This window comes from Rhodococcus sp. G6(2025), assembly GCF_058628105.1.
This window is the reverse complement of sequence record NZ_CP179750.1, coordinates 2,539,116-2,563,577: the sequence shown is the minus strand read 5'-3', so window position 1 is coordinate 2,563,577 and position 24,462 is coordinate 2,539,116. Positions and strand designations below refer to the sequence as shown.

The following is a 24,462-nucleotide window of genomic DNA, read 5'->3' as shown; positions in this document are numbered from 1 at the left end:
TGCCAATCCGTGTCGGGCCGGTATCGTTCGCCAGCCTACCGATTTCAGAACAGTTGCTTCTTCTGCACCTTGCCCATCGCGTTCCGCGGAAGCGACTCGACGACACGGATCTCGCGGGGCCGCTTGTGCACCGACAGTTCGGTGGCCACGTGCTCGATCAGCTCGGTTTCCGAGACGTCGTCCCCCACCACGAAGGCCACGAGCCGCTGCCCGAGGTCCGGGTCGGGAAGGCCGACCACCGCGGCTTCCCGCACACTCGGGTGGCCGAGGAGAGACGTCTCCACCTCCCCCGCCCCGACCCGGAATCCGCCCGACTTGATGAGGTCTGTGGATTCGCGGCCGACGATGCGGTGGAACCCGTCCGGGTCGATGACGGCGACGTCGCCGGTCTTGAAGAAGCCGTCGTCCGTGAAGGATTCGGCCGTCGCGTCGGGCTTACCGAGATAGCCGTCGAAGAGCATCGGGCCGCGCACCTGCAGTCCGCCGATGGATTCGCCGTCGTGGGGGACGTCGCCGCCGCGCTCGTCGCGCAGCCGGGTCTCGACGCCGCGGACCGGCACACCGACCCACCCCGGGCGACGCTCGCCGTCGGCCCTGGTGCTGAGCGTGAGCATCGTCTCGCTCATGCCGTACCGCTCGATCGGTGCGAGCCCGGTCAGCTCGTGCAACTTCTCGAACACCGGCACGGGCAGCGGGGCGCTGCCCGACACCAGCAGTCGCGCACCCGACAGCGCGCGCGCCGACTCCGGGTCGTCGGCGATGCGACCCCACACCGTGGGGACACCGAAATACATCGTTCCGTGTGCGGCGGCGTAGGCCGCAGGGGTGGGCTTGACCGTGTGGACGAGACGGCTGCCGATACGCAACGGTCCCAGCACACCCAGGATGAGACCGTGGACGTGGAACAGCGGAAGTCCCTGCACCAGTGTGTCGTTGCCGGTCCACTGCCAGGCGTCGGCGAGGGCGTCGAGGCCGGCGGCGATGGCCTTCCTGCTGATCAGGACTCCCTTGGGCGGTCCCGTGGTGCCGGACGTGTAGAGCACGAACGCGATGCCCGACTCGGGCGGTTCCGGGTAGCTGTGCCACGACCGGGCATGGACGCGGACCGGGACGACGGGCAGCCCCACCGTGTCCGCGGGCGCCTCGCCGAGCCACGCCTGCGCACCGGAATCGCGCAGGATGTGCTCGAGTTCGGCGGGGCCGGAATCGGGCGGCACCGGCACCGCGGTCACACCGGCGATGAGGCAGCCCACGACCGCGAGGACGGTGGTGACGGTGGGGGTGGCGAGGATCGCGACCCGATCCGCGCGTGCCACACGCTCGGCCACGGACGTCGCCGCACCGAGCACGTCGCCGCGCGACAGGGTGGCGTCGCCGATCCGGATGGCGTCGGGAATGTCGTCGCCCTGGGCGACGGCCAGAGGATTCAGAGATCGCAGCAGCACATCGACAGCTTCTCACAGGGTCCGGACGTGGTCCGGTGGGTCTCCCGGTGGCGGACTGACGGTGGCCAGTGCCGCACCCAGCAGCGCCCCGGTGAGAACAGCCAGTCCGTGGGCGTCGTCGACGACCAGCAGCAGGACACCGGCGACGACGATGCCGCCGCTCGCGGCGAGTGCTCGCCACTCCTTGGACTGCATCACCACCAGACCGGCGAGGGACGCGGCCAGCGCGAGTGTGGCACCCGAGTTGCCCGCCCCGGGCGACGGGAACAGGAACGCGGTGAACAGGCCGAAGATGATCTGGCTCGCCACTAACAGCAGGACGGCCCGCACTCCTCCCCAGACCCGGACCGCGAGCGGGGCCACCCACGCGAGAACGAGCAGATTTACCGCGGTTCCGGCCAGTCCCCCGTCCTGCACCGCAACCGACGTGACGATCCGCCACCACTGGTGGTCCCGGATCTGGGTGGGGTCACGCTCGAGGGCGTCGAGGATGGCGGGGACGACGATCTGCAGCAGCGACGGCACGGCGATCAGCAACCACAGCACCACCGCGGTGCGCGGCGGACGGGTGAGTCGGACCTCGCCGATGCGCGTCGAACCGAGCAGCGTCGCGAGGACGAGAACGACGGCGAAGAGGACCGCGCTGGCCCATCCCCCGCCTGAAGTCGTCACCGCGAAACTCTACAACGACGCACCCCCACGGGAACCGATCCGCGACCGCGCCGGTCAGTCCCGGGTGACGACCGAGCGCAGGAAGAACCGCAGGTTCGAGGGACGCTCGGCCAGTCGCCGCATGAAGTACGCGTACCACTGACTTCCGTACGGCACGTACACCCGAACCTGCTTGTCCTCGTTCGCGAGCCGACGCTGCTCGACGTCCCGGATCCCGAACAGCATCTGGTGCTCGTAGGCGTCCGCGGCGCGGCCGGTGCGCCCGACCAGCGGGGCGACCGCGTCGATGACGGCCGGATCGTGCGAGGCCACCATTGGGTACCCGGACCCGTCCATGAGGATCCCCAGGCAACGCAGATATGACGCGTCCACGGCAGCGCGGTCCTGGAAGGCCTCGGACTCGGGTTCCCGGTACGCCCCCTTGCAGAGCCGGACCCTCGACCCGGGGCCGGCGAGGGCGCGGCAGTCGTCCTCGGTGCGTCGCAGATACGACTGCACCACCGCACCGAGCCAGGGGTAGTCGTTGCGGAGTTCGCGCACGATCGCCAGCGTCGAATCGGTGGTCGTGTGGTCTTCGGCGTCCACGGTCACCCACACCCCCGCCGCCTCCGCGGCGGCGCAGATCGTGCGGGCGTTGTCGGTGGCGATCCTGCGACCGTCGCCGGCCAGTGCCAGCCCGAGCGCCGACAGTTTCATCGACACCTCGAGGCGGCGAACACCCGAAGTCCCTTCCGCTGCTTCCGGTAGCGCACCGAGATCGGCTACGAGCGCCAGATATTCGTCGACCGTCGCCTGGGCTCCCGCCGCGTCACGCGTGTCTTCACCGAGGAAGTCGATCGACACCGACCGGCCCGAATCGAGGATCTCCCGGACGGCTGCGAGCGCCGACTCCCGGTTCTCCCCGGCGACGAAGCGGTCGACGAGTTTCCGGGTGACGGGGGCGCCGGTGACCGCCCGTTTGACGCGGGACGACCGGGCGGCCGCGAGGATCGCCGGGCGCAGCGGATTCGCCAGAACGGTGGGCGCTTTCATTCCGACCCCATGTGCGGATATCGGTAGTCGGTGGCCGGGACGAACGTCTCCTTGATGGTGCGGGCCGACACCCACCGCAGCAGGTTGAGCTTGGACCCGGCCTTGTCGTTCGTGCCCGAGGCGCGGGCCCCGCCGAACGGCTGCTGCCCGACGACGGCACCGGTCGGCTTGTCGTTGACGTAGAAGTTGCCGGCGGTGAACCGGAGAGCAGACGTTGCCTGCTCGACGGCCTGGCGGTCGTCGGCGATCACCGCGCCGGTCAGCGCGTACGGGGCCGCCGAGTCGACCTTGCCGAGCACGTCGGCGAACGCGTTCGGCGCCGAGTCGTCGTACACGTGCACCGTCAGGATCGGACCGAAGTACTCGGTGGTCATCGCCTCGTCGGCGGGATCGTCCGCGAGGAGCACGGTGGGGCGGACGAAGTAGCCGACGCTGTCGTCGTACTTGCCGCCGACGGCGATCTCGAGACCGGTGGCGCTGCGGGCGCGTTCGATGGCCGCGACGTTCTTGTCGTAGGCGCGGCGGTCGATGAGGGCCCCGCCGAAGTTCTCCAGATCCGTCACGTCACCGTAGGTGAGGGCGTCGACTTCCGCGGTGAACGTGTCCCGCATCCGCCGCCACAGCGACTTCGGGACGTAGGCGCGGGAGGCGGCCGAACACTTCTGGCCCTGGTATTCGAACGCGCCGCGGATCAGCGCCGTCCGCAGCACGTCCTCGTCGGCCGAGGCGTGCGCGACCACGAAGTCCTTGCCGCCGGTCTCCCCCACCAGTCGGGGGTAGCCGGCGTACTTCCCGATGTTCGCGCCCACCTCGCTCCACAGATGCTGGAACGTCCGGGTCGAACCGGTGAAGTGGATGCCCGCGAGGCGGGGGTCGCTCAGCAGCACTTCCGAGACCGCCTGCCCGCTGCCGGTGAGCAGATTGATCACACCCGGCGGCATTCCCGCCGCCTCGAGCAGTTTGATGGTCCAGTACGCGGCGACGGTCTGCGTCGACGACGGCTTCCAGATCACCGTGTTGCCCATCAACGCGGGCGCGGTCGGCAGGTTCCCCGCGATCGCGCTGAAGTTGAACGGCGTGATGGCGTAGACGAACCCCTCGAGCGGACGGTATTCGAGCCGGTTCCACACCCCGGGTGAGGAGATCGGCTGGTCGGCGAGGATCTGGCGTGCGAAGTGAACGTTGAAGCGCCAGAAGTCGATCAGTTCGCACGGCGCGTCGATCTCCGCCTGCTGGACCGACTTCGACTGGCCGAGCATCGTCGCCGCGGCGAGCGTTTCGCGCCACGGCCCGGACAGCAGGTCGGCGGCGCGCAGGATGACCGCGGCCCGGTCGTCGAACGAGAGCGCCCGCCAGTCCGGTGCCGCGGCCGTGGCCGCCTCGACCGCCGCCGACGCGTCGTCGTGGGTGGCGCTGCGCAGCGTGCCGAGCACGGCGGCGTGCCGGTGGGGTTGCACGACGTCGACGCGCTCGCCGTTGCCGTGCCGGTGTTTGCCACCGATCACGTGCGGGATGTCGACGGGATTGGTGGCGATGTCGGTGAGTGCCGATTGCACTCGGGAACGTTCGGGATTGCCCGGCGCGTACGTGTGGACCGGCTCGTTGGTGGGCACCGGAACCTGGGTGATGGCGTCCATGCTGCCTGCCTCCTGCCCTCAGATCGTGAGGAACTGTGACCGGGACCGCGGGCGGACGGGGACACCCGTCCGAGCGGAACCCTTGAGCCCAGGTTAGCGCCGGACGGGGGTACTCATCCGGTTTTGACGCGCGGGTCGGCTGGCTACCATCGGCACATGGCCGAACGGAATCGCGTGTCACCCCGATCCGAGATCGTCGCGATTCCACTCCGCGGCCGGTTCATGGGAAACCGGGGCTGCCTGCACCGGGGGCACACCGTCGTGCGCAACCATGCGGGCAAGCGGTGGATCATCTGCGTCACCGACTACCCGGCCCGCACCGTCGCCCAGTGGAGCGACGGCCACTACACCGTCCTCTTCTTCCACGACGAGGCGGTGGCCCTCGCGGCCGGGCACCGGCCGTGCGCCCTCTGCCGACGCGAGCGGTACAACGACTTTCGTCTCGCGTGGCAGTCGGCCCACGGGGGTGGGCTGCCGGGCGCGGACCAGATGGACGCCCGGCTGCACGGAGAACGGCTGGCCGGTTCCCACCAGCGCATGCACGAGGCCGCGTGGTCGTCGTTGCCCGACGGGGCCTTCGCGCTGTTCGACGGCGGACCCGCGGTCGTGCTGGGTGACACGGTCGTCCCCTGGTCGGCCGAGGGATACGGGACTCCGGCGAACCGGCCGACCGGCACCGCCACCGTCCTGACACCGCCGTCCACCGTCGCCGCCCTCGCAGCCGGCTACCGACCGGACGTCGCGTAGGACTGTAGACGCTAAGAACGCCGCTCAGGCCCCTGCCCCGGCCCCGCAAATTCTGCACCCGGTGATCTACCTGCTGAGATCCCGATCCTCCGGCGGATCCCGCGGCGGCGGCTCCTGCGGTGCCCATACCGGCCCCGGTGACAGCACCCGTCCCAGTGCCCTCGGCCACCGAACCGGGCCATGACGGGACGGCACCCGCGCCGCTCGCCCAGCCAGTTCCCGCACCCCCGGTCGAGTGCGGCCAGGGTGCCGTTCAGGATTGCGCGGTTCCCCCCAGCGCCACACGGCTCCGCACGTCGCACAGCACCGGGGAGGCTGGCGAGGTTTGCCGCCGCAGGTGGTATTCGGTGCGGTGGTCAGGGTTCTGGTCTGCGCTGGAGACCCGTGCGTAGCCAGCGCCGGGGCAGGGCGGGAGAATCCTACCGCCGACGCTCACCGCAGTTCCCGCGCGATCGCTCGGGCCGCGCGGCGAGCCTGCTTCGCCGCGAACCCGATCTGCGACGGCCTGGGCACGAACCCGATGAAACGCAACCTCTCGGCGGCCGGCTTTTCACCGGTGGCGTGCGGCCAACCTCGCTCGTCCAGTACGCCGAGGTGCCCGACCAGCTTTTCGAGTTCCTGGCGGAACCCCGTCGCGCAGACCATCGCCTCCGGGTCGATTCGCACACCGTCCACCAGCCACACGCTGTCCGCGTCGAGTGACTCGACTCCGCGAACGACCTCGATGGACCTGTCTCGGATCGCGGCGACGAGCTCCTTGTCGACGATCGCCGGTGCCACGCCGAGGCGCGCGCTGCGGGCGAAGATCCCCTCGTCGGGGATCGGCAATCCGAACTCGCGCAGGTCGCCGATGCTCCTCTCCCGGCCGAACCGAGCGATTGCGTCCGCGATAGGGACCGGGGCATGGTAGAGCGGCGTCGCGATGAAGTCTCCCGGCATGCCACCAGGTCCCTGGCGGAGCATGATGTTCGGCGGCGTGCGAGCCGAAAGCCAGACCTTTGCCGCGCCTCCGGTGGCGAGGTCGTAGGCAATTTCCATGCCCGAGCAGCCCGCTCCCACCACGAGGACCCGTTTCCCGTTGTACTGCGAGGGATTCCGGTACTGCGAGGAATGAACCAGTGCACCCCGCCAGTCCCCGCGTCCGGGCCAGTCCGGGACGAAGGGCTCATGATCGAAGCCGGTCGCGACCACCACCTCGGCAGCGTCGACCGAACCGGCAGCGGTGGTCAACCGCCAGTGCCCGTCCGTTAGGTCGAGCCGTTCCACCGGGCAGCCCAGGCGCAGCTCGATCCCGTCCGCACGTGCGTGCCGCTCGAGATGCTCGATCACCTGTTCCCGCGTGGGAAAGGTCGGTGTGCCCTTGGGGTAGGGGCGGTTCGGCAGGTGGGAGAACTGCCTGCCGGTGTTCAGTCGCAGCCGGTCATAACGAGAGTGCCACGACGAACCGACTTGGTCGGCTCGGTCGATCAGCAACGGGTTGATGCCACGGTCGGCGAGGGCCACCGCCGCCGAGACCCCGGAGGTGCCGGCACCGACGATTGCGACTGGATGCTCACTCATCGTGTGCTCCTTGGGTGTTGTCTTGTTTCATGCGGTTTCAGCGACAATGACGCTCATCGGGCCGGTGAGCGAGCGGTGGTCGCGGTAGCGCCAGCCAGTGTCCTGCAGCCAGGCGATGCCTTCTCCGACGCTGTAGACGTCGCCGTGTTCGAGGTGGACCGCGAATTCGCCCGCCATCAGGGCCGCCGCGACCGGCTGGGTGTGGGTGGGGTCGGTCCAGAAGTCGGCAATCAGCAGCGTGGCGCCGGGTGCGGCGACGTCGCGAATGCGTTGTAGCAGAGCATAATTCTGCTCCGGCGACCAGTAATGCACCAGGTTCGCGACCAGGAAGGCGTCGTATCCAGCGGGCAGCGGGTCGGCCATCGCGTCGCCGGCGCATACGTCGATTCGCCCCGCCAGCCCGACCGACGTGATGCGGTCCTGCGCGGTCTGGGCAACCGCCGGCAGCTCGAACACGGTCGCGCTCAGTTGCGGGCAGTGGCGCGCCACCGCGATGGACCAGGAGCCGGTGCCGCCGCCGATGTCGAGGAGTTGATGACTACCGAACAGATCGACCGTGTCCGGCAGGGCGAGCGAGGGGCCGGCCGAAAACGCCTCGATACCGATCGAGGCGATGGGTTGCACGGCGGCGTCGAGGTCGAAGATCTGGCGTTTCGGCCCGCGGGCGAGTGCGTCGGCCAGGTCTTCCCACGCCGGGAAGCTGATCTTGTCCCAGAACCGCAGCAGCGGACGCAGGTCGGCGGGCGATCCGCCGGCGAGGAACGCGGCCGCCGTCTCGGTATTGACATACTGTTCGTCTCGGCGTTCGAGCATACCCAGCGCGACCATGGCGTCGGCGCTGATCCGGGTGGCTCGGGCAGTAAGCCCGGTGCGGGCGGCCAGGCCATGCAGGTCGGTGGGGCCCTCGCCCAACGCCTCGAACAAACCGAGTTCGCTGGCGGCGAAGAGGTGTTTGGCGGCCATGAACCCGGACGCCAGCTGCATGATCGGCTCCGGGTCAGGCAGGTCGTGGTCGGTTTCGGCGGAGGTACGGGCTGTCATCGTCATGAAACCAGCGTCGTCGTTGTCGGTTCTGCGTCATATCCCTGAATCCTGGGCAATTCACCCAGATTTCTGGGGTAGGCAGCCCTGACCTGCTGCGATACACTTCGGGCATGGCGCAGAGCTCGCTGCCACGCGTCCGCGATCAAATCTCGCGTGCCGCCGCCGACCAGCTGGACTGGGTGGGGTACAGCGCGCGAATGAGCGAGGCCCTGCGCACGGTGATCCCACATGACCGCTGCTGCTGGCACACCGTCGACCCGGGCACCATCCTGTTCACCGGCAGCGTCAACCGGAACGTTGGGTGCTCCGGATCCTGGTTGGCGCACTACGAATACGAGGTCGAGGACGTCGACAAGTGGGCGTTTCTTGCGCACAGTGGCCGCCTGGCGGGTGCACTTAGTCTGGATACCCACGGAGACTTGTCCCGCAGTGCACGGCACCGTTCGCACGAGGCGTACGGAATCGGCGACGAGCTGCGGGTCTCCCTGGTGTCGGACGGGGTCTATTGGGGTGCAGCGGCATTCCTGCGCGATGCGGGCGCGCCGTGGTACACCGCCGAGCACGTCCGCGCAATCGCCGCGCTGGCGCCCGCGCTCGCGACCGGTCTGCGACGTTCGATGCTCCACGAGGTCGAGGCCGCCGTGACGACCGTGGACTACGGCCCCGGCGTGGTGGTCTTCGACGCCGCGGGCAACCCGGAATCGGTCTCACCCGCCGCGGAACGCTGGATCGACGACATTGTCGAGGTCCCGGCGCCGTCGACGCCGTTCGAATCGAAGGTCGTGCAGGCCATCGCGGCCCGGGCGCGGGCGATCGAACCGGGCACCGATCCGCTGGAACTTGCCGCGCGCTCGCGGGTACGCACGCGATCCGGCGCGTGGCTGTTGCTGTACGGGACCAGGCTTTCCGGCGTCGAAGACGGACGCACCGCCGTCATCATCCAACCCGCGACGCCGCATGAGATCGCGCCCGTCATTGCCATGGCCTACGGACTGTCCCAACGCGAATGCCATCTCACTGCGCTGTGCATCCAAGGGCGATCGACAAGGGAGATGGCGCACGCAATGTCGTTATCCGTCTACACAATTCAAGACCACATGAAGTCGATCTTCGACAAGACCGGGGTGCGCAGCCGCGGGGAACTGGTGGGGCAGATATTCCTCGAGCACTACGCGCCACGCTGGGAGCTTGCGGCATCCCCGCCATCCGGATGGTGGGCGAAGGGCATCAACTGAATTCGCCGAACTCTCAGCTGTGCGTATCTGCTTCACGACCAATGGCGCGCCAACCAAGAAGGTTCACCGCCCGAACCATCTCTCCTTCCACGACGCCGGCGCTCACCGACAGTGTGCCGTCGACCAGGAAGGTGCCCCTCGCACATTCTGTCGCCGCCGCAGCGAACGGAGGTGGCCCCGATTCCCTCCATTCGTCCTGCAAGCCCAATCCCAATTCACACGACCAACGGAGGCTCCGCGAGTCCGGCAGGCAGCGCCATATAAAGCCGCGAAATCAATGCCACCTATCGCCGTGAGTCACAGCCATCAGCTTGTCGAAAAGTGCAGTGGGCTAGGGTTTTCGACCCAGTTTCTCGACACAGGTTTTCGCGCCTCCGACGTGCCGAATCCGCCGGTCAGAGGCGGTGTCGACAATGGATCGTTTTCCGGACGCGTTTGGCGCCCCACTTTCAGTTCATCTGGCGCTGTCAGGGGCGATGTGCCATCGATGACTGTCCCTCTCTGGCGACTCACTGGCCCTTCGCGCGCCGGAGACGGCAGAACGGAGTGCGGGCACGGCGAGGTCGGGTAGTGCCCTGGTAATTCTTCGCCCCGGCGGAACGAGTCCAGGTTTGATCGCCACACGTCACCCTGCGACGGTTCCCCGGGATGTCCGTCCGGAGGCCCCCTTCCCATGGCATCGCTACCGTGCCCTGTTCCACCGCCCGTGCACCCCGATGGTCGCGATCCGCGGCGCACCGACCCCCCTGGTCCGCTCGTCGCCGAGTGGGGTGCCCGGGCAGCGTGCCAGGGCGTCGACGCGGCGATCTTCTTTTCTCCCGACAAGGAACGCGGACTCGACCGCGCCCGCCGGGAAGCCGAAGCGAAGCGGCTCTGCGCGAGCTGCCCGGCGCTCACTCTCTGCCGCGACTACGCCCTGTCCGCTCCCGAACCGTATGGCACCCGGGGCGGGATGAGCGAGACCGAGCGACGCCGATACGCTCGCCAGCAGCGCCGCGCCGCGAGCATGCAGTAGGCCCGTCGCGGTCCACGGTGGCGACCCGAGTGCGCCGGTCTACGGGCTCAGGGGTTCGCCGGTGACGAGGAAGATCACCCGGCGCCCGACCACGACGGTGTGGTCACCGAAACGTTCGTAGAAACGCCCCAACAAGGTGACATCGACCGCGGCCGGGATGCTGCCGGACCAGGCCGGATCCTCGAGCAGCGTGAGCAGTCGTCGGTGCAGGTCGTCGAGTTCGTCGTCGCGTCTGCCGAGCTCGGCGGCCAGCTCGGGATCATGGGTGCGCAGGACCTGTTCGGCCAGGCCCGCCAACGCGGTCGCCGCTCGCCCCATCCGGTTCAGGATTTCTTCCGTCTCCCCCGAGGTGACGTGGTTCGGGTGCCGGCGGCGCACACTCTCGGCCACATGCTGCGCCAGCCCGCCCATCCGGCTCAGATCCGACACCAAATGCACCCCGGTGACGACCTGGCGCAGGTCCCGGGCGACGGGGGCCTGCAACGCCAGCAACGCCATCGCCTGCTCCTCACACGGACCGTGTAACCGCTCGATCTGCTCGGTGAGGTCGAGGACCCGCTCGGCCCGCGGAAGATCGGCCCGGACCAGGGCGTCGGTGGCCGACTCGATGGCCTCACCGGCGAGGTGGCACATCAGCGCCAGCCGGTTGGTCAGGTCGTCGAGCTGTTCGTGAAACTTCAACCGCATCGGCATCATCCTGGGGTATCCGCAGCGGCTAACGACCTGCTGGGCGATCCGCACGGAAGATCGCTCGTCGATGACGGGTCCGGTCCGACCATGATGCCGACCGGAATTACCGTGTGGGAGTGCCGGTACTGCGGAAGCTCCCGTCTCGCAGATCCTGGTCCGGGTTCCACGTCGACACGGCCCAGATGACGACGACGTCGAGGGCGATGATCAGCAGTGACCACGCCGGGTAGTAGGGCAGCCACAGGAAGTTCGCCAGAATCGAGATCGCGGCGACGATGACAGCCGACACCCTCGCCCACCCGGCGCCGGTGAACAGGGCGAGTCCCACGATCGCGACGAGGGCGCCGAGGACGAGGTGGATCCAGCCCCAGGTGGTGAGGTCGAACTTGTAGACGTAGTCGATCCCGCGGACGAACACTTCGTCGTCGGCGACCGCGGCGATGCCCTGGCAGAACTGGATGAAGCCAACGGTGACCATGATGATGGCCGCGAACATCGACGTGCCGGCCGCGAAACTCTGTTTGGTCGAGGGGTACTCGGACGCTGGGCCCACCCCCACGCTGCGATCGGACATGTCTGGTCCTCCCCGAAGCTTCGATGTGTCGGTACGACGATTGTCCGCCGCCGCGTGCTCCGTTCGCGGGAGAACCCGGATTCCGGCTGGAGGGTCCGGGTGACCATCTTCGCCGGATGACTGGGAATCCGGCCAGCTGGGTCGGTTGGTCGGTCTTGTATTTGTTTGTTTGTGCGGACTGGGATGTGTTTGTGCGGGTCACCGGCACTGTGGCTTCACAGTAGAGCGCGAGAAATCGCCGGCGACAGATCACCGCTGCTGCGTGATGGTGGCGGTGAGCTCTGGGGTGAGCTTCTCGGCGTCCGACCCCAGATGGCGCGCGGGGCTTCGCATTCCCGCTCCTGGGCCTCGCCCCCTCATGGAACATGATTAGGACAGGCGGGGTGCGCGACGGGCGAAGGCACCCCCCACACCGCGCACTCTCCCGCTGCTGATCACTGCCGGTGCCGCCGGTTCGGCGTGTGCGGTGGCGGGAAGTTCCGAGGTTCGGATCGGTTCCGGGGGCGCCGGTGTCCGGCTGTACGTGGCGTCGAGTGTGCGGGTGGTGGCCCGCTCGATCAGCAGGGGAACGAAGTCCCGGACGCGGCAGCCGTCGAACCGGTCAAGCGTTGCCGCGATCAGATCCTCGACTATCTCGGGTTCGAGATCGGGGTAGCGCTGGAACAGCCGGGCGCGGACGACATCGAGGGCGTGTTTTTCGTTGTCGTCCATGAGAAGAATTGTCCTGCCCGGACGCTCGGGCGGGGACACTTTTCGATATCACTTTTCACTGGGTTCGGCGTGGTGAAACGGATCCTCGATGCAAGTCTGATATTGGCGACCGCGTCGCGGCCTGGTTCCGGTACCGCCTGTCGAACACCGGCAGTGTCTCGAATGCGGCTGGTGTTGGGCCTAAACACCCGCGGCCATCGTTGCGCCGGGTGAGGCGGCGGAGGGTGTGCGTCGGTGGCTGTTACCGTCCCGCACCGGATTCGGACGCGGTAGAAAAGGGGCTGGGGCCGAGAGCGACGATGATCGAGGTCCGGTGGAGTCCGATCTCGGTCCAGCTGGTGGTGACGGTCAGCTTCCCGGTCCGAGGGTAGGCGCCGATCCAGTATGACGGCGTCGCCCGGTAGGGCCCGGATTCCCCGGTGGGCGGTTCGCTTCGGTGGAGGGCGTCGGCAGGCCCGTCGAGATCGTCGGCGCGGACCTGCACGCTCAGATCGGACCACCGCGCCGACCAGTCGTTCGGGTCGGTCAGGGGACGGGTTTCGTAGCGGGCGAAGTCGGCGCGGATCCCGGTGACCCGCATCGCCAGTTGCAGCAGCAGCCCCGACGTGTACGCGGTGACCGCGGACAGTTCCAGGTCCAGGTCCTTCTCGGCAACGATCGGCGTCGGGGGGTGCACACGAAGGCCCCGATCTGCCGGTGGCACGAGAGCCGGCCAACGATGGCGGCGCATACCCTCATCATCGCACCACGCACCGTTCCTCGGTGGTGGATCAGCCAGGGGACAAGAGGTTTCCGATCGCCGTACCCCACATCTTCGCGTGCGGTCTGGGCGCGCATCTCACCCTGCCCCCACCGCGTTCACGACCGAAGATCGTCGAGAGTACCGGCGTCGATCGCGTGTGTCAGTGCCGGGCCGAGCGAGGGATCGCAGTCATGACTGCCCAGATCATCGCCGTGTCGATCGCGATGATCGCGATCGCCCACGCCGGGTAGTGGGGCAGCCAGAGGAAGTTGACGACGATCGATGCTGCCGCGAGGGTGACTGCCAACGTTCGCGCCCACAGGCCACCGCGGAACAGGGCGGCGCCGACCAGTGCGATCACAATTCCGAGCACGAGATGGACCCACCCCCACACGGTCAGGTCGAATTCGTAGGTGTAGTCGGTGATGACGACGAAGACCTGGTCATTGCCGATCGCGGCGATCCCCTGCAGGATATGCAGCACACCGCTGGTGACCAGCAAGATCGCGGCACCGATCATCGTGTCGGCGGCGATCTCTTGACGGACGGTCGACTTGTCGGTCACGACGATTCACCTCTCGGGACGCCGATGTTGTATGCCCGTTCTCAGTGTGCACCGCTCACCAGGCGTTTGATCCGCGATTGCGCGCATTTCGATCAGACAGAGGTTCTGGAGTCGGGTCCCTAGGAGGTGAATGAACTCGAAATGGCGCAGCGGGGTGCGGTGTCGGTTCCGTTGCCGGTCGCCAGGACTTGGTCACCGCCCAGGCGGCGGTGTAGTCGTCGAGCTCCTCGAGTTCCCGCCGGGACGTGGGTGAGCAGACGTGCGAGCAGCCCGCCCGCCGGGAGACGCCGGGCACGTCGATGCCGTGTCCACCCGTGGATCGGGGTGTCATGAGCCCGTCGGCGGTGCGCGCGGTGCTCGAAGGGTCAGGTGGTGAGCCGGGCGGCATCGTCGCGGGCACGCCGGGCGGCCTGCAGCTCGAGCCCGTAGAGCAACCCGAAGGTGAACCCGTTCTCGCCGCCGGTGCTCCCGGCGCGGGCCCCGAGGGCGCGGAGGGTCCCGAGCGCGACCACGCTGTCCTGGTGCTCCCCGAGAACCTTCTGGACCTTCTTGTATGCGGCGACCCGCTTCTTGCCCTTCTTCTTCCCGACCAGTCCACGGGTGAGTTCGCCGGCGTAGCGGGCCCGCTTCGCGGCCTTCCGGGCGCGGTGCAGCGCCACGTCGCCGCCGTCGTCGAGGGCGGCCGCCAACCTTCTGTCGGCCTTGCGGCGCGCCTTCCGCGCGGCCTTCTTCAGCACCCGCTCACCGGAGGCTGCGTCCCCGGTCAGCGGCGGTGCGGTGCGCCACAGCGCCAGCGCGGCGAGCAGAGCCCGATACCGGTCACCGTCGACGGTCGCCATCACCTCGGCCCGGTACCGGAGTTGCTCGGCGAGCAGATCATTCTCGATCCGGGCGGCGACCGGACCCAGCACCAGCTCCTCGGGCAGGTCGGTGACCGCGGCGGCGAACCGGGCGCGCTGGACCTGCCGGTCCCGCACCTCACCGAGCACCCCCGCATACCAGGACAGTTCCACGTCGAGCCGCGTCCGGGCGGCGGGATCCAGCACCTTCTTGAACACCCGCAGGGTGCTGCGGAACCGCCGGATCCCGACCCGGGTGGCATGGACCGAGTCCAACCCGCGGCGCAGCCACACATCCCCGGCGACGATCGCCTGCACCTGGGTGTCGAGGTAGGCGGTCAACAGCTCCCGAACCACCTCCGCCCCGGAACCGTCGGCGGCGGAGTCGTTATCGGTAAGGCCGGGACCGTTCGGGTTCAGGGCCCGGGACAGTTTCGACGGATACCGGGACGGGCGGGCGCCCTCACGGGTCAACCGTTCACCGATCGCCTCGAGCAGCTTCCCGTCGCCTCTCTCGCCCAGTTCGACCTCCACCTCGCGCCACTCGCTGGCGACCGCGCCGTCCCCGGCCGCCGCGGCGGCCGCGGTGGCGCGGACCGTGTCGTCGGCGACCTCGGTGAGCAGGTTCCCGTCCGGGTCGAGCATCCGGAGCCGGAGCCGGACCGTCGAGATCGACGCCACCGGGTGCACCGGTTTTCCCAGGGCCACCCCCGAGACCAGGGCGGCCAGCTCGCCGGGCACCGTGTCGTCCGCGGTGAGCGGCACCCGGATTTCGGTGCGCGCCTTGCGGTCGGGGACCTTCAGCTGCCACCCTGCGTCGGTGTCGCCGGTCCGGCGCCGCAACGTGACGCGCTGGCGGAGCAGGTCCCGGTCCGCGGTGTCGAAGTATTCGCTGTCGAGGGTAACGGTGTCTTCCTCGAGCCGGCCGCCCGGCGGGACCAGGTCGTCCAGGTCCGGTACCGCGAAGTCGGCGCCGACGTCGTACTTGTCTTCCCGCTCCTGCTGCGCCTTGCTCATGGATTCAGACTGCCCGTCCGGCCCGGCGGGTAATCGTGATCTCGTGAAACCCGTGCAGTGCGCCGTTGTGCACCCACAACCACTGCGAATGCCGAAAGGGGCGATCGCACCATCCATTCCGCTGCACCGAGTGTCCCATGGTGCGGGGCGACCTGGTTGAAGCGCACGATCCCCGGCCGGGCGTGCGGCAACGAGTCTTTCCCTCTCCTTTCTCGCGCGCCCGGTTTGTGTCGTTCATCGAGATCTTGCTGTTGCCGGCATGCCTGGTTGTGGATCCGCATCGAAGGCGAAACGCGGAACCGGTGACCTGCTACCGCTATCCGGCCCGTGCGTGGGAAGTGCTCGGTCCATGGCAGTTCGCCGTCCCGGCATCCGTATCAGACGAGCTCGGGGGCTGGGCGGAAGGCGCTGCACGACTCGGTCGGCGACGGCACGGAGGCACGGGCCCCGTCTCCCGCACGGCGCCGATTCGGCTCCCATCGGTCGGGCTGTCGCAGCCGGGCATCACAGATATATCAGGCCGACGGCTGCGGGACGGGGTTCGCCGCTTCTGAGTGGGCGGGGCGACGTGCGGTCCTGGTCCTGGAGACCAGTCTGCGGGCCCACACCTGCCGCGAAGTGCCGCCAGCACGGCCCGACAAGAGGACAATCAAACCTGCCGGAACACTTCATGCGTTGCCCGGGAAGGGAACGGTCATGTCCGAGGAATCTGTGGTCAAACGCGATGTGGTGCAAGGGTCCGCGAGGGGTGGGGCGGTTCTGCTCGTCACCGTCGGTATCCTCGAAGTACTCCAGGGCCTGTCCGCGATCGCCAAGGACGAGGTAATCGTCACCGGAATCGACTACACCTACCAATTCGACCTCACCGCATGGGGATGGACCCACCTGGTTCTCGGCGCGATCGTCACTGCCGCCGGAATCGCCCTGTTCACTGGTGCCGCCTGGGCGCGAGTGACCGCCATGGTGATCTGCGCGGTCTCGATCCTCGTCAACTTCCTCTGGTTGCCCTACTACCCCATGTGGGCGATCACGATCATCGCCCTCAACGCCGTGGTGATCTGGGCCGTCTCGACATGGCACCCCGACAAGGACCGAGTCGCACAGCCCAATCCACCGGCGAGATAAACAGCCAAGCGAACACGGGACAACGAACAGTGCGACATGCACGCACGGAGCACAGGCGGCCGTCGACACGACCTCGTGCCGCGGTGATGTCGACCGGCGGTGAGGCGTGGCCGGCATGACGTGGGCGTTGCCGGCGATCGCGGTGGTCCTGCTCGGCTTCGTGGCGATTTCGGGGCGCGTTGCGGGCACGCCGATCACCGCCCCGATCGTCTTCACCGTCAGCGGGTTCCTGCTCGGCGGGGAGGCGGTCGGCGTGGTCGATGTGCACGCCACCGCCGAGATCGTCAAACTGCTCGCCGAGGTGACCCTGGCATTGGTGTTGTTCTCCGACGCTGCACACGTCGACCTGGCCGAACTCCGTACCGAGATCTCCTTGCCTGCGCGACTTCTCGGTATCGGTCTGCCGCTGACCATCGCGGCCGGATTCGGTGCCGCCGCGATCGTGCTCGGCGACCTTGCCTGGCCCGAGGCGTTGTTGCTCGCGGTGATCCTCGCCCCCACCGACGCCGCGCTTGGTCAGGCCGTGGTCACCCTCCCCGTGCTGCCGATGCGGATTCGGCAGGGCTTGAACGTCGAGAGCGGGCTCAACGACGGGATCTGTGTGCCGTTGTTCCTGATCGTGCTCGCGATCGCGCATGCCGAGGCGGGCACGATCGGCGGCGGTGCGGCTGCCCGTCTGGTCACCGAGCAGATCGGATACGGAATCGTCGCGGGGGTGGGCGCAGGGGTACTCGCGGCCGCGGTCCTGGTGACCTCCAGTCGGCGCCGCGCCCTCGATCCGCTGTGGGCGCACACCGTGCCGGTGACCGCAGCCCTGCTCGCCTACACCGCCGCCGTGCCGCTGGGCGGGTCCGGATTCATTGCCGCGTTTGTCGGCGGACTGACCTTCGGTGCACTCTGGCGCCGCGCCGACGTCGATGTCGGCAACGCCGGGCACATGATCGACGAGGCCGGTGACCTGTTCAGCGCCGTGACCTTCATCGTTTTCGGGGCCGTGCTGCTCGGTCCCGCACTCGGTCGTCTCTCCTGGGCTGTGCTGGGGTACGCCGTCGTGAGCCTGACCGTCGTCCGGATGTTGCCCGTTGCGCTGTCCTTGGTCGGCACGCACCCCCGCGCCCCGACCGTGGCCTTCCTCGGCTGGTTCGGGCCCCGGGGCCTGGCCACCATCGTCTTCGCCATCCTCATCGTCGAAGAACCGGGCGAGCTACCCCACGAAGAACTACTACTGACCACCGCGGTGATCACGATCGCGCTCTCCGTCCTGGCGCACGGGCTCACCGCCAGCCCCCTCGCCGACCGCTATGCCGCCTGGTCCCGGGACCACCCCCACCCGGAGACCCGACCCGCCCCGGACACTCGACGGTGATCCCCGCACCCGCACCTGTGGCCACGCGCATCGTGGTCATCGACCGGCGGGCGGGTCCGCCGCCGATGGAGGTCCTTCATAGTCCAGCCCACATTCCGCGGCGGACCCGATGGACTGAGGCGGACAATGAGCAGATACGGCGTGCGGGCAGCCCCGCCGGAAGGGGGTACATCATGACCGAGGAGTCGTCGACCGAACAGCGCGTGGTGACCGCCACATCGCTCGGGGCGGCCAGTCTGGTGCTGACCGTCGGTCTCCTCCAGTTCGCCCAGGGCATCGCCGGTGTCGCCGAGAGCGAAGGGTTCTCGGTGGGTTACGAGTACACCTACCGGTTCGACCTCATCGTCTGGGGCTGGTTTCACATCGCCTTCGGGGTGCTGCTCTGCGTGGTCGGTCTCGCGTTGGCCGCCGGCGCGCGTTGGGCGCGGGTAGCGGCGATCGTCCTTGCGGCCATTTCGATCCTCGCCAACTTCCTGTGGCTGCCGTACTACCCGTCCTGGTCGATGGTGATCATCGCACTTGATGTCGCGGCGATCTGGGCGGTGTCGACCTGGAAGCCACCACCGTTGTGAAATGAACGGAACCGTCGGGTTGTCCGCTTTCGCCGCCGACAGGGTCACCGTGCGCTCCGCAGCAACCCCGCCGTCGACCGGATAGAGCAGCAGGTGAACAGATGCCATCACCTGAGCGCCAGGCTCTGGTGCGTGCCGCGGCCTCGGCGGGAGGCTGGTCGACGGGCCCGTCCACCGTGCTCATGACCCCCGCCCCCGCCCGCGCCGACGGAACCTGACGGGAGTGTCCGTGCGATCGATCATGGCCGTTGCCTCTCCTTCGATGGCGGCAGTGCGGGTTGTGAGAAAGGGTGTGCCTCGGCGCCTTTCGGTGCTAGGTCAGCGCTTTGCTCTTGAGGGTCTCGAACTCTTGCGGGGTGATCGCCCCCGAATCGAGCAGTGCCTTGGCGTCGGCGATCTGCTGCGCCGGGGATTTGCCCGCGATGTCCCGGATGTGGCTGTCCTGGGCCTGTTTGACCTGCCGGAAGGCCGCCGCGGACCGCTCGGTCATGCCCTCGTTACGCACGATCAGGTAGATCAGCGCCGACAGGAACGGAATCAGGAACAAGAACAACAACCACAGCGCCTTGAGCCACCCGGACATCCGGTGGTCGCGGAACAGATCGGTGATGATCTGAAACAGCACCATCAGGTAGGACACGAACAGGAAAGAGACGATGACGATCCAGAAGAAATCCCAGAAACCGTCCATTGTCGGTGCTCCGTCCACTCGGTGATTCCGGTCAGGAGGCCAGGATCCTGGCCTTCTCGGCGTTGAACTCGTCGTCGGTGAGAACCCCCTGTGTGCGCAGTTCACCGAGTTGTTTCAACGCGGTGAGACGATCGGCATCACCTGAGGGCGGAGGCGATGCCGGCGGGGCGGGCGGCGGCGGTGGTGGTGCAGCCTGCTGCGTCGGTGGCGGCTGTTGGGCGGCCCAGCGTTGGCCTTGCCGCCGCGAGACCCGGTTGGAGACGGTGGTCGCGGTTCCCTCGATCACGGCGGTGCGGGCGATTCCGCGGAGAAGTCCGGGCACGGTGCGCTCCTCGGGTTATCGGGCGGGCCGTCGAGAGCATCGAGCGCCGCGAGGATGCCTTGGACGGGTACCCGCCCGTGGCACGCACCAGAGACGGTGGTCCGCCTGGGGCGATCCTCACTACCTCAGGCAATGGTGGGCCCGGCGACGCGCGGACCGTCCCGCTCGAGGACGCCGGCCCGCTGCACGGCGCCGATCGGCTCAGACGGGGCGCACATTCTGGGCGTAAACCCCTTTCGGTTCCCGGCCGACCTCGAACTCCACCCGCTGATTCTCCTCGAGCGACTTGTACCCGCTGACCTGAATCTCGGAGAACTGGACAAAGAGGTAGGCGCTGCCGTCGTCGGGGCGGATGAATCCGAAGCCCTTCTCGCCGTTGAACCAGTGCACTGTGCCCTGCGCCATGGTCATTCACTCCCTGCAGCCGACGAGACGGCGCCTCCCACCGAGGGCCGATCTCGACACCCTGACCGTCCCCGCACCCCGGATGGCCGGAGGGCCGAACAACTGGTGTCCTCGATCGGAGGATGCCAGAACGAGCACCCTGTGTGTAGGGGCGAAGGTCCTACAACATCGGTCTCGGCACGCGAGCGCGATTCGTACCCCCGGCGACATCGACACCATCGAACTGAACGAAGCCTTCGCCGCACAGGCCGTCGCCCGGTCACCCCGTCGGCGCCGCCCGAGCCATGCGAAGGATCTCCTCCGACGCGACCTCGACGAGAAATTGGGCGCCTAATTGACAGTCGTATTCGCAAGCCATGCGAATAGCCAACCTGCCAGTTTACATAATATAAGTTATCCGTACTTCGAAAAAGATTGTGTACAAGCATATTTGGCGCACAACATAGCCAAGGCGATCGCTGCGGAGCGCGGGCTGATCGCTCGATTAGGCGAGCCGCAGACCGGGCAGGGCGGAGTGCTGTCCTGCAGAACCTGATAGCAGTCCCTGCATCGGAAGGAAGGGGGTTGCTCGACTGGCGGCTGCGCCTTCGGCCGGCTGCGGTCTTGCGTTGGCGGTCGTGATCGGCACACCTACCAGATCTCTTCGGGCTGATCAGCTCATTGGATCCTTATAGTGTGCGTCGCCTCGTCTTGGGACTCGTCCATCTCGCACGGGACAAGTTCTGCGGTCATAGGGACCATTATCGCCCGTGGATGCGGCCCGATCGGGGAGCCGCGTCAGATTCCACGTTGGTGGCCGTTCGAGTGAGGGAGCGTTTTGAGTGTCCTGTAAGAGGAGCGCGAGCGGGACGCTGGGCGCGCGTATGGACAATCGACTGGACGGGCTGCCTTTCATCATGACCACAGCGGGCAACTGGCCGTCCCTGACGCCAATCGGGGAATCTATCGCACCGACTATCTTGTTTTGCGGCGGTGATCTCGCGCCGCCTATGGAATGCCTTCTCAACCGAGCTGGCCGACCGCACGATTCGATTCATCACCGAACGGCTACATAAGGATCGCCGGATTTCATCGGTTCTCAAACTTCCGGTATATGGGGTGTGCCAGGATTTATCTGGGTAAATACTCGGGCCGAGCCGAACACAAGGTTCGGGCGGTCGCCATTCAGGGTGGTCGACATGCGGTTTGTGAACCAGATAACGGCGATTGCGTTCGTCTCGATTCTCGTCAGCTCAGCGTGTAGCAACAATTCCGATCCGTCCAGTTCGCCACCGACGACTGTGGCTCATCCGCCGGCGGAGTTTGTCGAGGGTCCATGCGCGAAGACGCCGAATCCGGTCCCACTGCTGGAGAATGCTCGCTGCGGGGACTTGGTGGTACCGGTGAACCGCACCAAAGAAGACAGCGGAACCTTGCGCTTGGCAGTAGCGATCGTTCCGTCGGAAACGCAGCCGCCGACCAAGGCTCCGATCGTCTTTCTCATGGGCGGGCCCGGTCAGGATGGGGTCACGGATCCCCCGATCAACCCGGACGTCCCGCTGAACCGTGATCGCGATCTGATCCTGATGGGACAGCGCGGCAACGCGACGTCCAGCTCGCCGTTGCCCTGCCCGAAGATTTTCGAGTTCTTCGCCCAAAGGATCGGAATGGCGTGGAACGCTGAGTCCACACGGGATGCGTACGTAGAAGCGGTGAAGGATTGCCACGACCGCCTGGCTCCCACCGTTGACCTCTCGGCGTTCAATTCGACCGAGAGCACCTATGACCTGATTGATTTACGCAAGGCACTCGGCCTCGAGAAGTGGAATGTGTTCTCCCACTCGTACGGTACCGACCTTGCGCTGATCTACATGCGTCAAGACGCCGACGCTATCGAGTCGATCGTGTTCGACGGAGTGACGCCTCCATCGGTTGGTGCCCTGGGGTGGACCTGGGCCAGCGCTCGCCAAGCATTCGACAACATGGTCAAGGCGTGTGAGGACCAGCCAGCATGCAAAGAGCGCTATCCCGACCTGGGGGCAACGTTCATCCGGCTGGTCAATGAGCTCGAGGCGAAGCCCATCACCACGACGGTCAACGTTGCGGGTGTAGGAGAGACGAAGGTTGTCGTCGACGGCGGAATGCTGCTGAACTGGTTTGTCCCCGTGGCTACCCATCTACCGAAAGAGTTCCCATCAACGGTCGATGAGCTCGCACACGGGAATGCGCAGCCCATTGCGTCGCGTTGGGCCGAGGTGTGGGGGCATCCGGAGAGGGGCGTCCTCCATTGGGGCCTCACCCTGAGCATTTGGTGCCGTGAATGGATCCCGTTTGAGACCGTCGAGCAGTCAATGCAACAGGCGGAAAAGGAATTCCCTGAACTGCCGGAGTCCGTTCGGGCCCAAGCACCGCAGTTGCCGTTCCTGCGCGACGCCTGCGAAGTGTGGGACGTGCCGAAGGCTCCTGACTCGATCCGAGACATCACCGTGAGTGACATCCCTTCGCTTGTGCTGTCGGGAACCTACGACGGGCAGACCGGAGCGGTGTGGGGCGACTACATCGCGAAGGATCTCTCGCAATCCATAGTCGCGGTAGTGCCCGGAGCTGCACACGGTGTGTATGCAGAGCCGCCGTGCGGAGCAGAGATAATCGCGTCGTTTTTCGACGATCCGGAGAAGCCGGACACATCCTGCGCGGACACGACGCAACTGCCGGCATACGACATTCTCCCGCCACGCTGATGACGACCGAGGTGTTCGCCGTCGGTGGCCCTGAGTTGTCGCGCCGGGCGGTGCTTGGCGGGGCGGTCGCCGGGTTGGCGGTGTTCGTATTGCCGGCATGTTCGTCGAAGGAGTCGACCACCACAGCTACGAGCGTCCCGGCGAACGCGAAGGAAGCGTTCAACGAGCTCGACGCCAAGATTGACAAGGCGATGAAGGACTACGCGATCCCCGGGGTTGCGGTTGGCGTCATTGCCGACGGTGAGGAGTACATCAAGGGGTATGGGGTCACCAATGTCGACCACCCGATACCGGTGGACGGCGACACCCTGTTCCGGATCGGCTCCACGACGAAGACGTTCACCGGAACGACCGTGATGCGCCTCGTCGACGAGGGCAAGGTCGATCTGGAGGCACCGATACGCCAGTATCTGCCCGATTTCGCGGTCGCCGATCCAGAAGCCAGCGCCACGGCGACGGTGCGACAACTGCTCAACCACACGTCGGGTTGGCTCGGTGACGATCTCCAGGACTTCGGTCGAGGCGACGACGCGATAACCAAGTTTGTGGCGTCGATGACCCGGCTCCCACAAAAGACCCCGCCGGGCACGGTCTTCGCCTACAACAATGCGGGGCTGGTCGTGGCGGGGCGGATTGTCGAGGTCGTGACCGGATCGGTCTACGAGGACGCCGTCCAGAAGATGCTGCTGGACCCGCTCGAGTTAAGTCACACCCACTTCTTCTCGGACCAGATAATCGGCCGGAATATCGCCGCCTCCCACAACGTCGACGACGGAAAAGCCGTTGTGGACCCGGGCTTCTGGTTCTTCTCGCGCAGTTGCAACCCGACCGGATCGTTGATTTCCAGCGTGCGAGATCAGGTGCGCTACGCGCGCTTCCACCTCGGCGACGGCACTACACCCACAGGAGATCGGTTGATGAGCAAAGACTCGCTCATCGCCATGCGTTCCAATCCAGGCGTCGGCGGCACGCTTCAGGTCGAACTCACCGGCATGGGAGTGTCATGGATGCTGCGGCCGTCCGCGGAGAACGAGACGATCGTCCAACATGGCGGGACCTGGGCGGGTCAACGATCCGGGTTCTTCATGGTGCCCAGCCGTAACTTCGCCATGACCGTGCTCACCAATTCCGAGGGTGGAGGGAAACTGCTCAACGAACTGTTCGCCGAGGACTGGTCGCTTCGCCGCTTCGCCGGAATCAGTAACCTGCCCGCGACGCCCCAGAAGTTGAGCACGGCCGAGTTGGCGCCCTACGAGGGGGCGTATGCCACTGACGACATCGATCAATCGGGCACCCTGGGGACCGTCGTGATCAACTTCCGCGGCAAAGACGGCCAGCTCGTCGGCAACATGAGCGACACCCCGGATGGCACCTACCTGCCGGATGAGCAGACAGTCCCGAATTTCGGTCTTGCGCTTTACAAGACCGACTATGGGCTCGACCTTGGCCCCGACCTCAAACCCACCGGCACCCGATCCAACTTCGTTCGGGGGTCCGATGGGAATGTCGCCTGGTTCAGCAACCACGGACGGCTCTACCGACACCTGCAGTAAATAGCCGATCCACCCCGGGGAAGCCGGTGGCGCAATGCGAAATTTGAATCAGTTCACAGTCCTGGCTTTGCTGTGGTTCTCGCCAGCGGGGCATGTTCGAGTTCGCCGTCCAGCTCGCCGCCGACCACCGTGGACCATCCGCCGGCGCAGTTTGTCGAGGGGCCCAGTCGCGAAGACACCGGA

The 24,462-nt window shown here is 67.1% G+C and carries 23 protein-coding genes; 8 read left to right on the top strand and 15 right to left on the bottom strand.

The window, feature by feature from the left end; all coding sequences use genetic code 11:
- Positions 1-44: 44 nt before the first annotated feature.
- Genes ACLIVD_RS11635 through pruA form a run of 4 tightly spaced genes read right to left on the bottom strand, consistent with a single transcriptional unit; the run spans position 45 to position 4,786 of the window.
- Positions 45-1,445, bottom strand: coding sequence for an acyl-CoA synthetase (locus ACLIVD_RS11635; protein ID WP_283332878.1), 1,401 nt, complete (start codon positions 1,443-1,445; stop codon positions 45-47).
- Positions 1,446-1,457: 12 nt separating this feature from the next.
- Entirely contained in the window at positions 1,458-2,117 is a 660-nt protein-coding gene (locus ACLIVD_RS11630) for a rhomboid family intramembrane serine protease (protein WP_280785112.1), read from the bottom strand.
- 54 nt (positions 2,118-2,171) lie between these two features.
- Entirely contained in the window at positions 2,172-3,149 is a 978-nt protein-coding gene (locus tag ACLIVD_RS11625) for a proline dehydrogenase family protein (protein ID WP_283332877.1), read from the bottom strand.
- Positions 3,146-4,786 (bottom strand): L-glutamate gamma-semialdehyde dehydrogenase, encoded by a 1,641-nt coding sequence (gene pruA, locus ACLIVD_RS11620; protein ID WP_283332876.1) that lies wholly within the window; start codon positions 4,784-4,786, stop codon positions 3,146-3,148. Before pruA ends, ACLIVD_RS11625 begins: the two co-directional genes overlap by 4 nt.
- Before the next feature lie 156 nt (positions 4,787-4,942).
- On the opposite strand from pruA, the gene ACLIVD_RS11615 reads away from it, so the two are divergent.
- A complete protein-coding gene (locus ACLIVD_RS11615; protein WP_283332875.1) occupies positions 4,943-5,533 on the top strand; it encodes a hypothetical protein in 591 nt (196 codons plus the stop codon).
- Positions 5,534-5,965: 432 nt separating this feature from the next.
- Here the strand turns inward: ACLIVD_RS11615 and ACLIVD_RS11610 are convergent, their stop codons facing one another.
- Positions 5,966-7,093 carry a flavin-containing monooxygenase gene (locus ACLIVD_RS11610; RefSeq protein WP_283332874.1) on the bottom strand — a complete coding sequence of 376 codons (1,128 nt, stop codon included), beginning with the start codon at positions 7,091-7,093 and terminating at the stop codon, positions 5,966-5,968.
- 27 nt (positions 7,094-7,120) lie between these two features.
- Positions 7,121-8,140 carry a methyltransferase gene (locus tag ACLIVD_RS11605; protein ID WP_283332873.1) on the bottom strand — a complete coding sequence of 340 codons (1,020 nt, stop codon included), beginning with the start codon at positions 8,138-8,140 and terminating at the stop codon, positions 7,121-7,123.
- 107 nt (positions 8,141-8,247) lie between these two features.
- On the opposite strand from ACLIVD_RS11605, the gene ACLIVD_RS11600 reads away from it, so the two are divergent.
- Positions 8,248-9,372: a helix-turn-helix transcriptional regulator gene (locus tag ACLIVD_RS11600; protein WP_283332872.1), complete on the top strand. Its 1,125-nt coding sequence runs from the start codon at positions 8,248-8,250 to the stop codon at positions 9,370-9,372.
- A 673-nt stretch (positions 9,373-10,045) separates the two neighbouring features.
- Positions 10,046-10,387: a WhiB family transcriptional regulator gene (locus ACLIVD_RS11595; protein WP_283332871.1), complete on the top strand. Its 342-nt coding sequence runs from the start codon at positions 10,046-10,048 to the stop codon at positions 10,385-10,387.
- Between the two features lie 39 nt (positions 10,388-10,426).
- Here ACLIVD_RS11595 and phoU read toward each other — a convergent pair whose 3' ends face one another.
- The 6 genes from phoU to ACLIVD_RS11565 all read right to left on the bottom strand — a co-directional run bounded on the left by phoU (position 10,427) and on the right by ACLIVD_RS11565 (position 15,525).
- Positions 10,427-11,074 (bottom strand): phosphate signaling complex protein PhoU, encoded by a 648-nt coding sequence (gene phoU, locus ACLIVD_RS11590; protein ID WP_283332870.1) that lies wholly within the window; start codon positions 11,072-11,074, stop codon positions 10,427-10,429.
- Between the two features lie 106 nt (positions 11,075-11,180).
- Positions 11,181-11,651, bottom strand: coding sequence for a DUF7144 family membrane protein (locus ACLIVD_RS11585; protein ID WP_491932492.1), 471 nt, complete (start codon positions 11,649-11,651; stop codon positions 11,181-11,183).
- A 369-nt stretch (positions 11,652-12,020) separates the two neighbouring features.
- A complete protein-coding gene (locus ACLIVD_RS11580; RefSeq protein ID WP_491932491.1) occupies positions 12,021-12,362 on the bottom strand; it encodes a three-helix bundle dimerization domain-containing protein in 342 nt (113 codons plus the stop codon).
- Between the two features lie 241 nt (positions 12,363-12,603).
- Positions 12,604-13,092, bottom strand: a complete 489-nt coding sequence (locus ACLIVD_RS11575; protein ID WP_283332868.1) for a hypothetical protein — start codon at positions 13,090-13,092, stop codon at positions 12,604-12,606.
- A gap of 172 nt (positions 13,093-13,264) precedes the next feature.
- Positions 13,265-13,669: a DUF7144 family membrane protein gene (locus tag ACLIVD_RS11570; protein WP_283332867.1), complete on the bottom strand. Its 405-nt coding sequence runs from the start codon at positions 13,667-13,669 to the stop codon at positions 13,265-13,267.
- 365 nt (positions 13,670-14,034) lie between these two features.
- On the bottom strand, positions 14,035-15,525 hold the full coding sequence (locus tag ACLIVD_RS11565) for a CYTH and CHAD domain-containing protein (RefSeq protein ID WP_283332866.1): 1,491 nt from the start codon (positions 15,523-15,525) through the stop codon (positions 14,035-14,037).
- Positions 15,526-16,221: 696 nt separating this feature from the next.
- On the opposite strand from ACLIVD_RS11565, the gene ACLIVD_RS11560 reads away from it, so the two are divergent.
- From ACLIVD_RS11560 to ACLIVD_RS11550, 3 genes are all read left to right on the top strand, one after another.
- Positions 16,222-16,650 (top strand): DUF7144 family membrane protein, encoded by a 429-nt coding sequence (locus ACLIVD_RS11560; RefSeq protein WP_283352393.1) that lies wholly within the window; start codon positions 16,222-16,224, stop codon positions 16,648-16,650.
- 115 nt (positions 16,651-16,765) lie between these two features.
- Positions 16,766-18,016, top strand: a complete 1,251-nt coding sequence (locus ACLIVD_RS11555) for a cation:proton antiporter (protein WP_283332864.1) — start codon at positions 16,766-16,768, stop codon at positions 18,014-18,016.
- A gap of 173 nt (positions 18,017-18,189) precedes the next feature.
- On the top strand, positions 18,190-18,588 hold the full coding sequence (locus ACLIVD_RS11550; protein WP_283332863.1) for a DUF7144 family membrane protein: 399 nt from the start codon (positions 18,190-18,192) through the stop codon (positions 18,586-18,588).
- A 313-nt stretch (positions 18,589-18,901) separates the two neighbouring features.
- On the opposite strand, the gene ACLIVD_RS11545 is transcribed toward ACLIVD_RS11550, so the two are convergent.
- The 3 genes from ACLIVD_RS11545 to ACLIVD_RS11535 all read right to left on the bottom strand — a co-directional run bounded on the left by ACLIVD_RS11545 (position 18,902) and on the right by ACLIVD_RS11535 (position 20,006).
- The gene (locus ACLIVD_RS11545) at positions 18,902-19,279 is read right to left on the bottom strand and encodes an SHOCT domain-containing protein (RefSeq protein WP_283332862.1); all 378 of its coding nucleotides are present in this window, start codon (positions 19,277-19,279) and stop codon (positions 18,902-18,904) included.
- 31 nt (positions 19,280-19,310) lie between these two features.
- Positions 19,311-19,601: an SHOCT domain-containing protein gene (locus tag ACLIVD_RS11540; protein ID WP_283332861.1), complete on the bottom strand. Its 291-nt coding sequence runs from the start codon at positions 19,599-19,601 to the stop codon at positions 19,311-19,313.
- A gap of 201 nt (positions 19,602-19,802) precedes the next feature.
- Entirely contained in the window at positions 19,803-20,006 is a 204-nt protein-coding gene (locus ACLIVD_RS11535) for a cold-shock protein (RefSeq protein WP_283332860.1), read from the bottom strand.
- A 1,178-nt stretch (positions 20,007-21,184) separates the two neighbouring features.
- Here ACLIVD_RS11535 and ACLIVD_RS11530 point away from each other — a divergent pair.
- Positions 21,185-22,726: an alpha/beta hydrolase gene (locus ACLIVD_RS11530; RefSeq protein ID WP_283332859.1), complete on the top strand. Its 1,542-nt coding sequence runs from the start codon at positions 21,185-21,187 to the stop codon at positions 22,724-22,726.
- Entirely contained in the window at positions 22,726-24,279 is a 1,554-nt protein-coding gene (locus ACLIVD_RS11525; RefSeq protein ID WP_283332858.1) for a serine hydrolase domain-containing protein, read from the top strand. The genes ACLIVD_RS11530 and ACLIVD_RS11525 overlap by 1 nt, the downstream gene beginning before the upstream one ends.
- The last annotated feature ends 183 nt before the right edge of the window (positions 24,280-24,462 follow it).

Excerpts from the sequence above, each read along its gene's own strand:
- ACLIVD_RS11625 (WP_283332877.1), bottom strand. The coding sequence starts at position 3,149 with ATGAAAGCGCCCACCGTTCTGGCGAATCCGCTGCGCCCGGCGATCCTC.
- pruA (WP_283332876.1), bottom strand. The coding sequence starts at position 4,786 with ATGGACGCCATCACCCAGGTTCCGGTGCCCACCAACGAGCCGGTCCAC.
- ACLIVD_RS11615 (WP_283332875.1), top strand. The coding sequence starts at position 4,943 with ATGGCCGAACGGAATCGCGTGTCACCCCGATCCGAGATCGTCGCGATT.
- ACLIVD_RS11610 (WP_283332874.1), bottom strand. The coding sequence starts at position 7,093 with ATGAGTGAGCATCCAGTCGCAATCGTCGGTGCCGGCACCTCCGGGGTC.
- ACLIVD_RS11605 (WP_283332873.1), bottom strand. The coding sequence starts at position 8,140 with ATGACGATGACAGCCCGTACCTCCGCCGAAACCGACCACGACCTGCCT.
- ACLIVD_RS11600 (WP_283332872.1), top strand. The coding sequence starts at position 8,248 with ATGGCGCAGAGCTCGCTGCCACGCGTCCGCGATCAAATCTCGCGTGCC.
- ACLIVD_RS11595 (WP_283332871.1), top strand. The coding sequence starts at position 10,046 with ATGGCATCGCTACCGTGCCCTGTTCCACCGCCCGTGCACCCCGATGGT.
- phoU (WP_283332870.1), bottom strand. The coding sequence starts at position 11,074 with ATGCGGTTGAAGTTTCACGAACAGCTCGACGACCTGACCAACCGGCTG.
- ACLIVD_RS11585 (WP_491932492.1), bottom strand. The coding sequence starts at position 11,651 with ATGTCCGATCGCAGCGTGGGGGTGGGCCCAGCGTCCGAGTACCCCTCG.
- ACLIVD_RS11580 (WP_491932491.1), bottom strand. The coding sequence starts at position 12,362 with ATGGACGACAACGAAAAACACGCCCTCGATGTCGTCCGCGCCCGGCTG.
- ACLIVD_RS11575 (WP_283332868.1), bottom strand. The coding sequence starts at position 13,092 with ATGCGCCGCCATCGTTGGCCGGCTCTCGTGCCACCGGCAGATCGGGGC.
- ACLIVD_RS11565 (WP_283332866.1), bottom strand. The coding sequence starts at position 15,525 with ATGAGCAAGGCGCAGCAGGAGCGGGAAGACAAGTACGACGTCGGCGCC.
- ACLIVD_RS11560 (WP_283352393.1), top strand. The coding sequence starts at position 16,222 with ATGTCCGAGGAATCTGTGGTCAAACGCGATGTGGTGCAAGGGTCCGCG.
- ACLIVD_RS11555 (WP_283332864.1), top strand. The coding sequence starts at position 16,766 with ATGACGTGGGCGTTGCCGGCGATCGCGGTGGTCCTGCTCGGCTTCGTG.
- ACLIVD_RS11550 (WP_283332863.1), top strand. The coding sequence starts at position 18,190 with ATGACCGAGGAGTCGTCGACCGAACAGCGCGTGGTGACCGCCACATCG.
- ACLIVD_RS11545 (WP_283332862.1), bottom strand. The coding sequence starts at position 19,279 with ATGGACGGTTTCTGGGATTTCTTCTGGATCGTCATCGTCTCTTTCCTG.
- ACLIVD_RS11535 (WP_283332860.1), bottom strand. The coding sequence starts at position 20,006 with ATGGCGCAGGGCACAGTGCACTGGTTCAACGGCGAGAAGGGCTTCGGA.
- ACLIVD_RS11530 (WP_283332859.1), top strand. The coding sequence starts at position 21,185 with ATGCGGTTTGTGAACCAGATAACGGCGATTGCGTTCGTCTCGATTCTC.
- ACLIVD_RS11525 (WP_283332858.1), top strand. The coding sequence starts at position 22,726 with ATGACGACCGAGGTGTTCGCCGTCGGTGGCCCTGAGTTGTCGCGCCGG.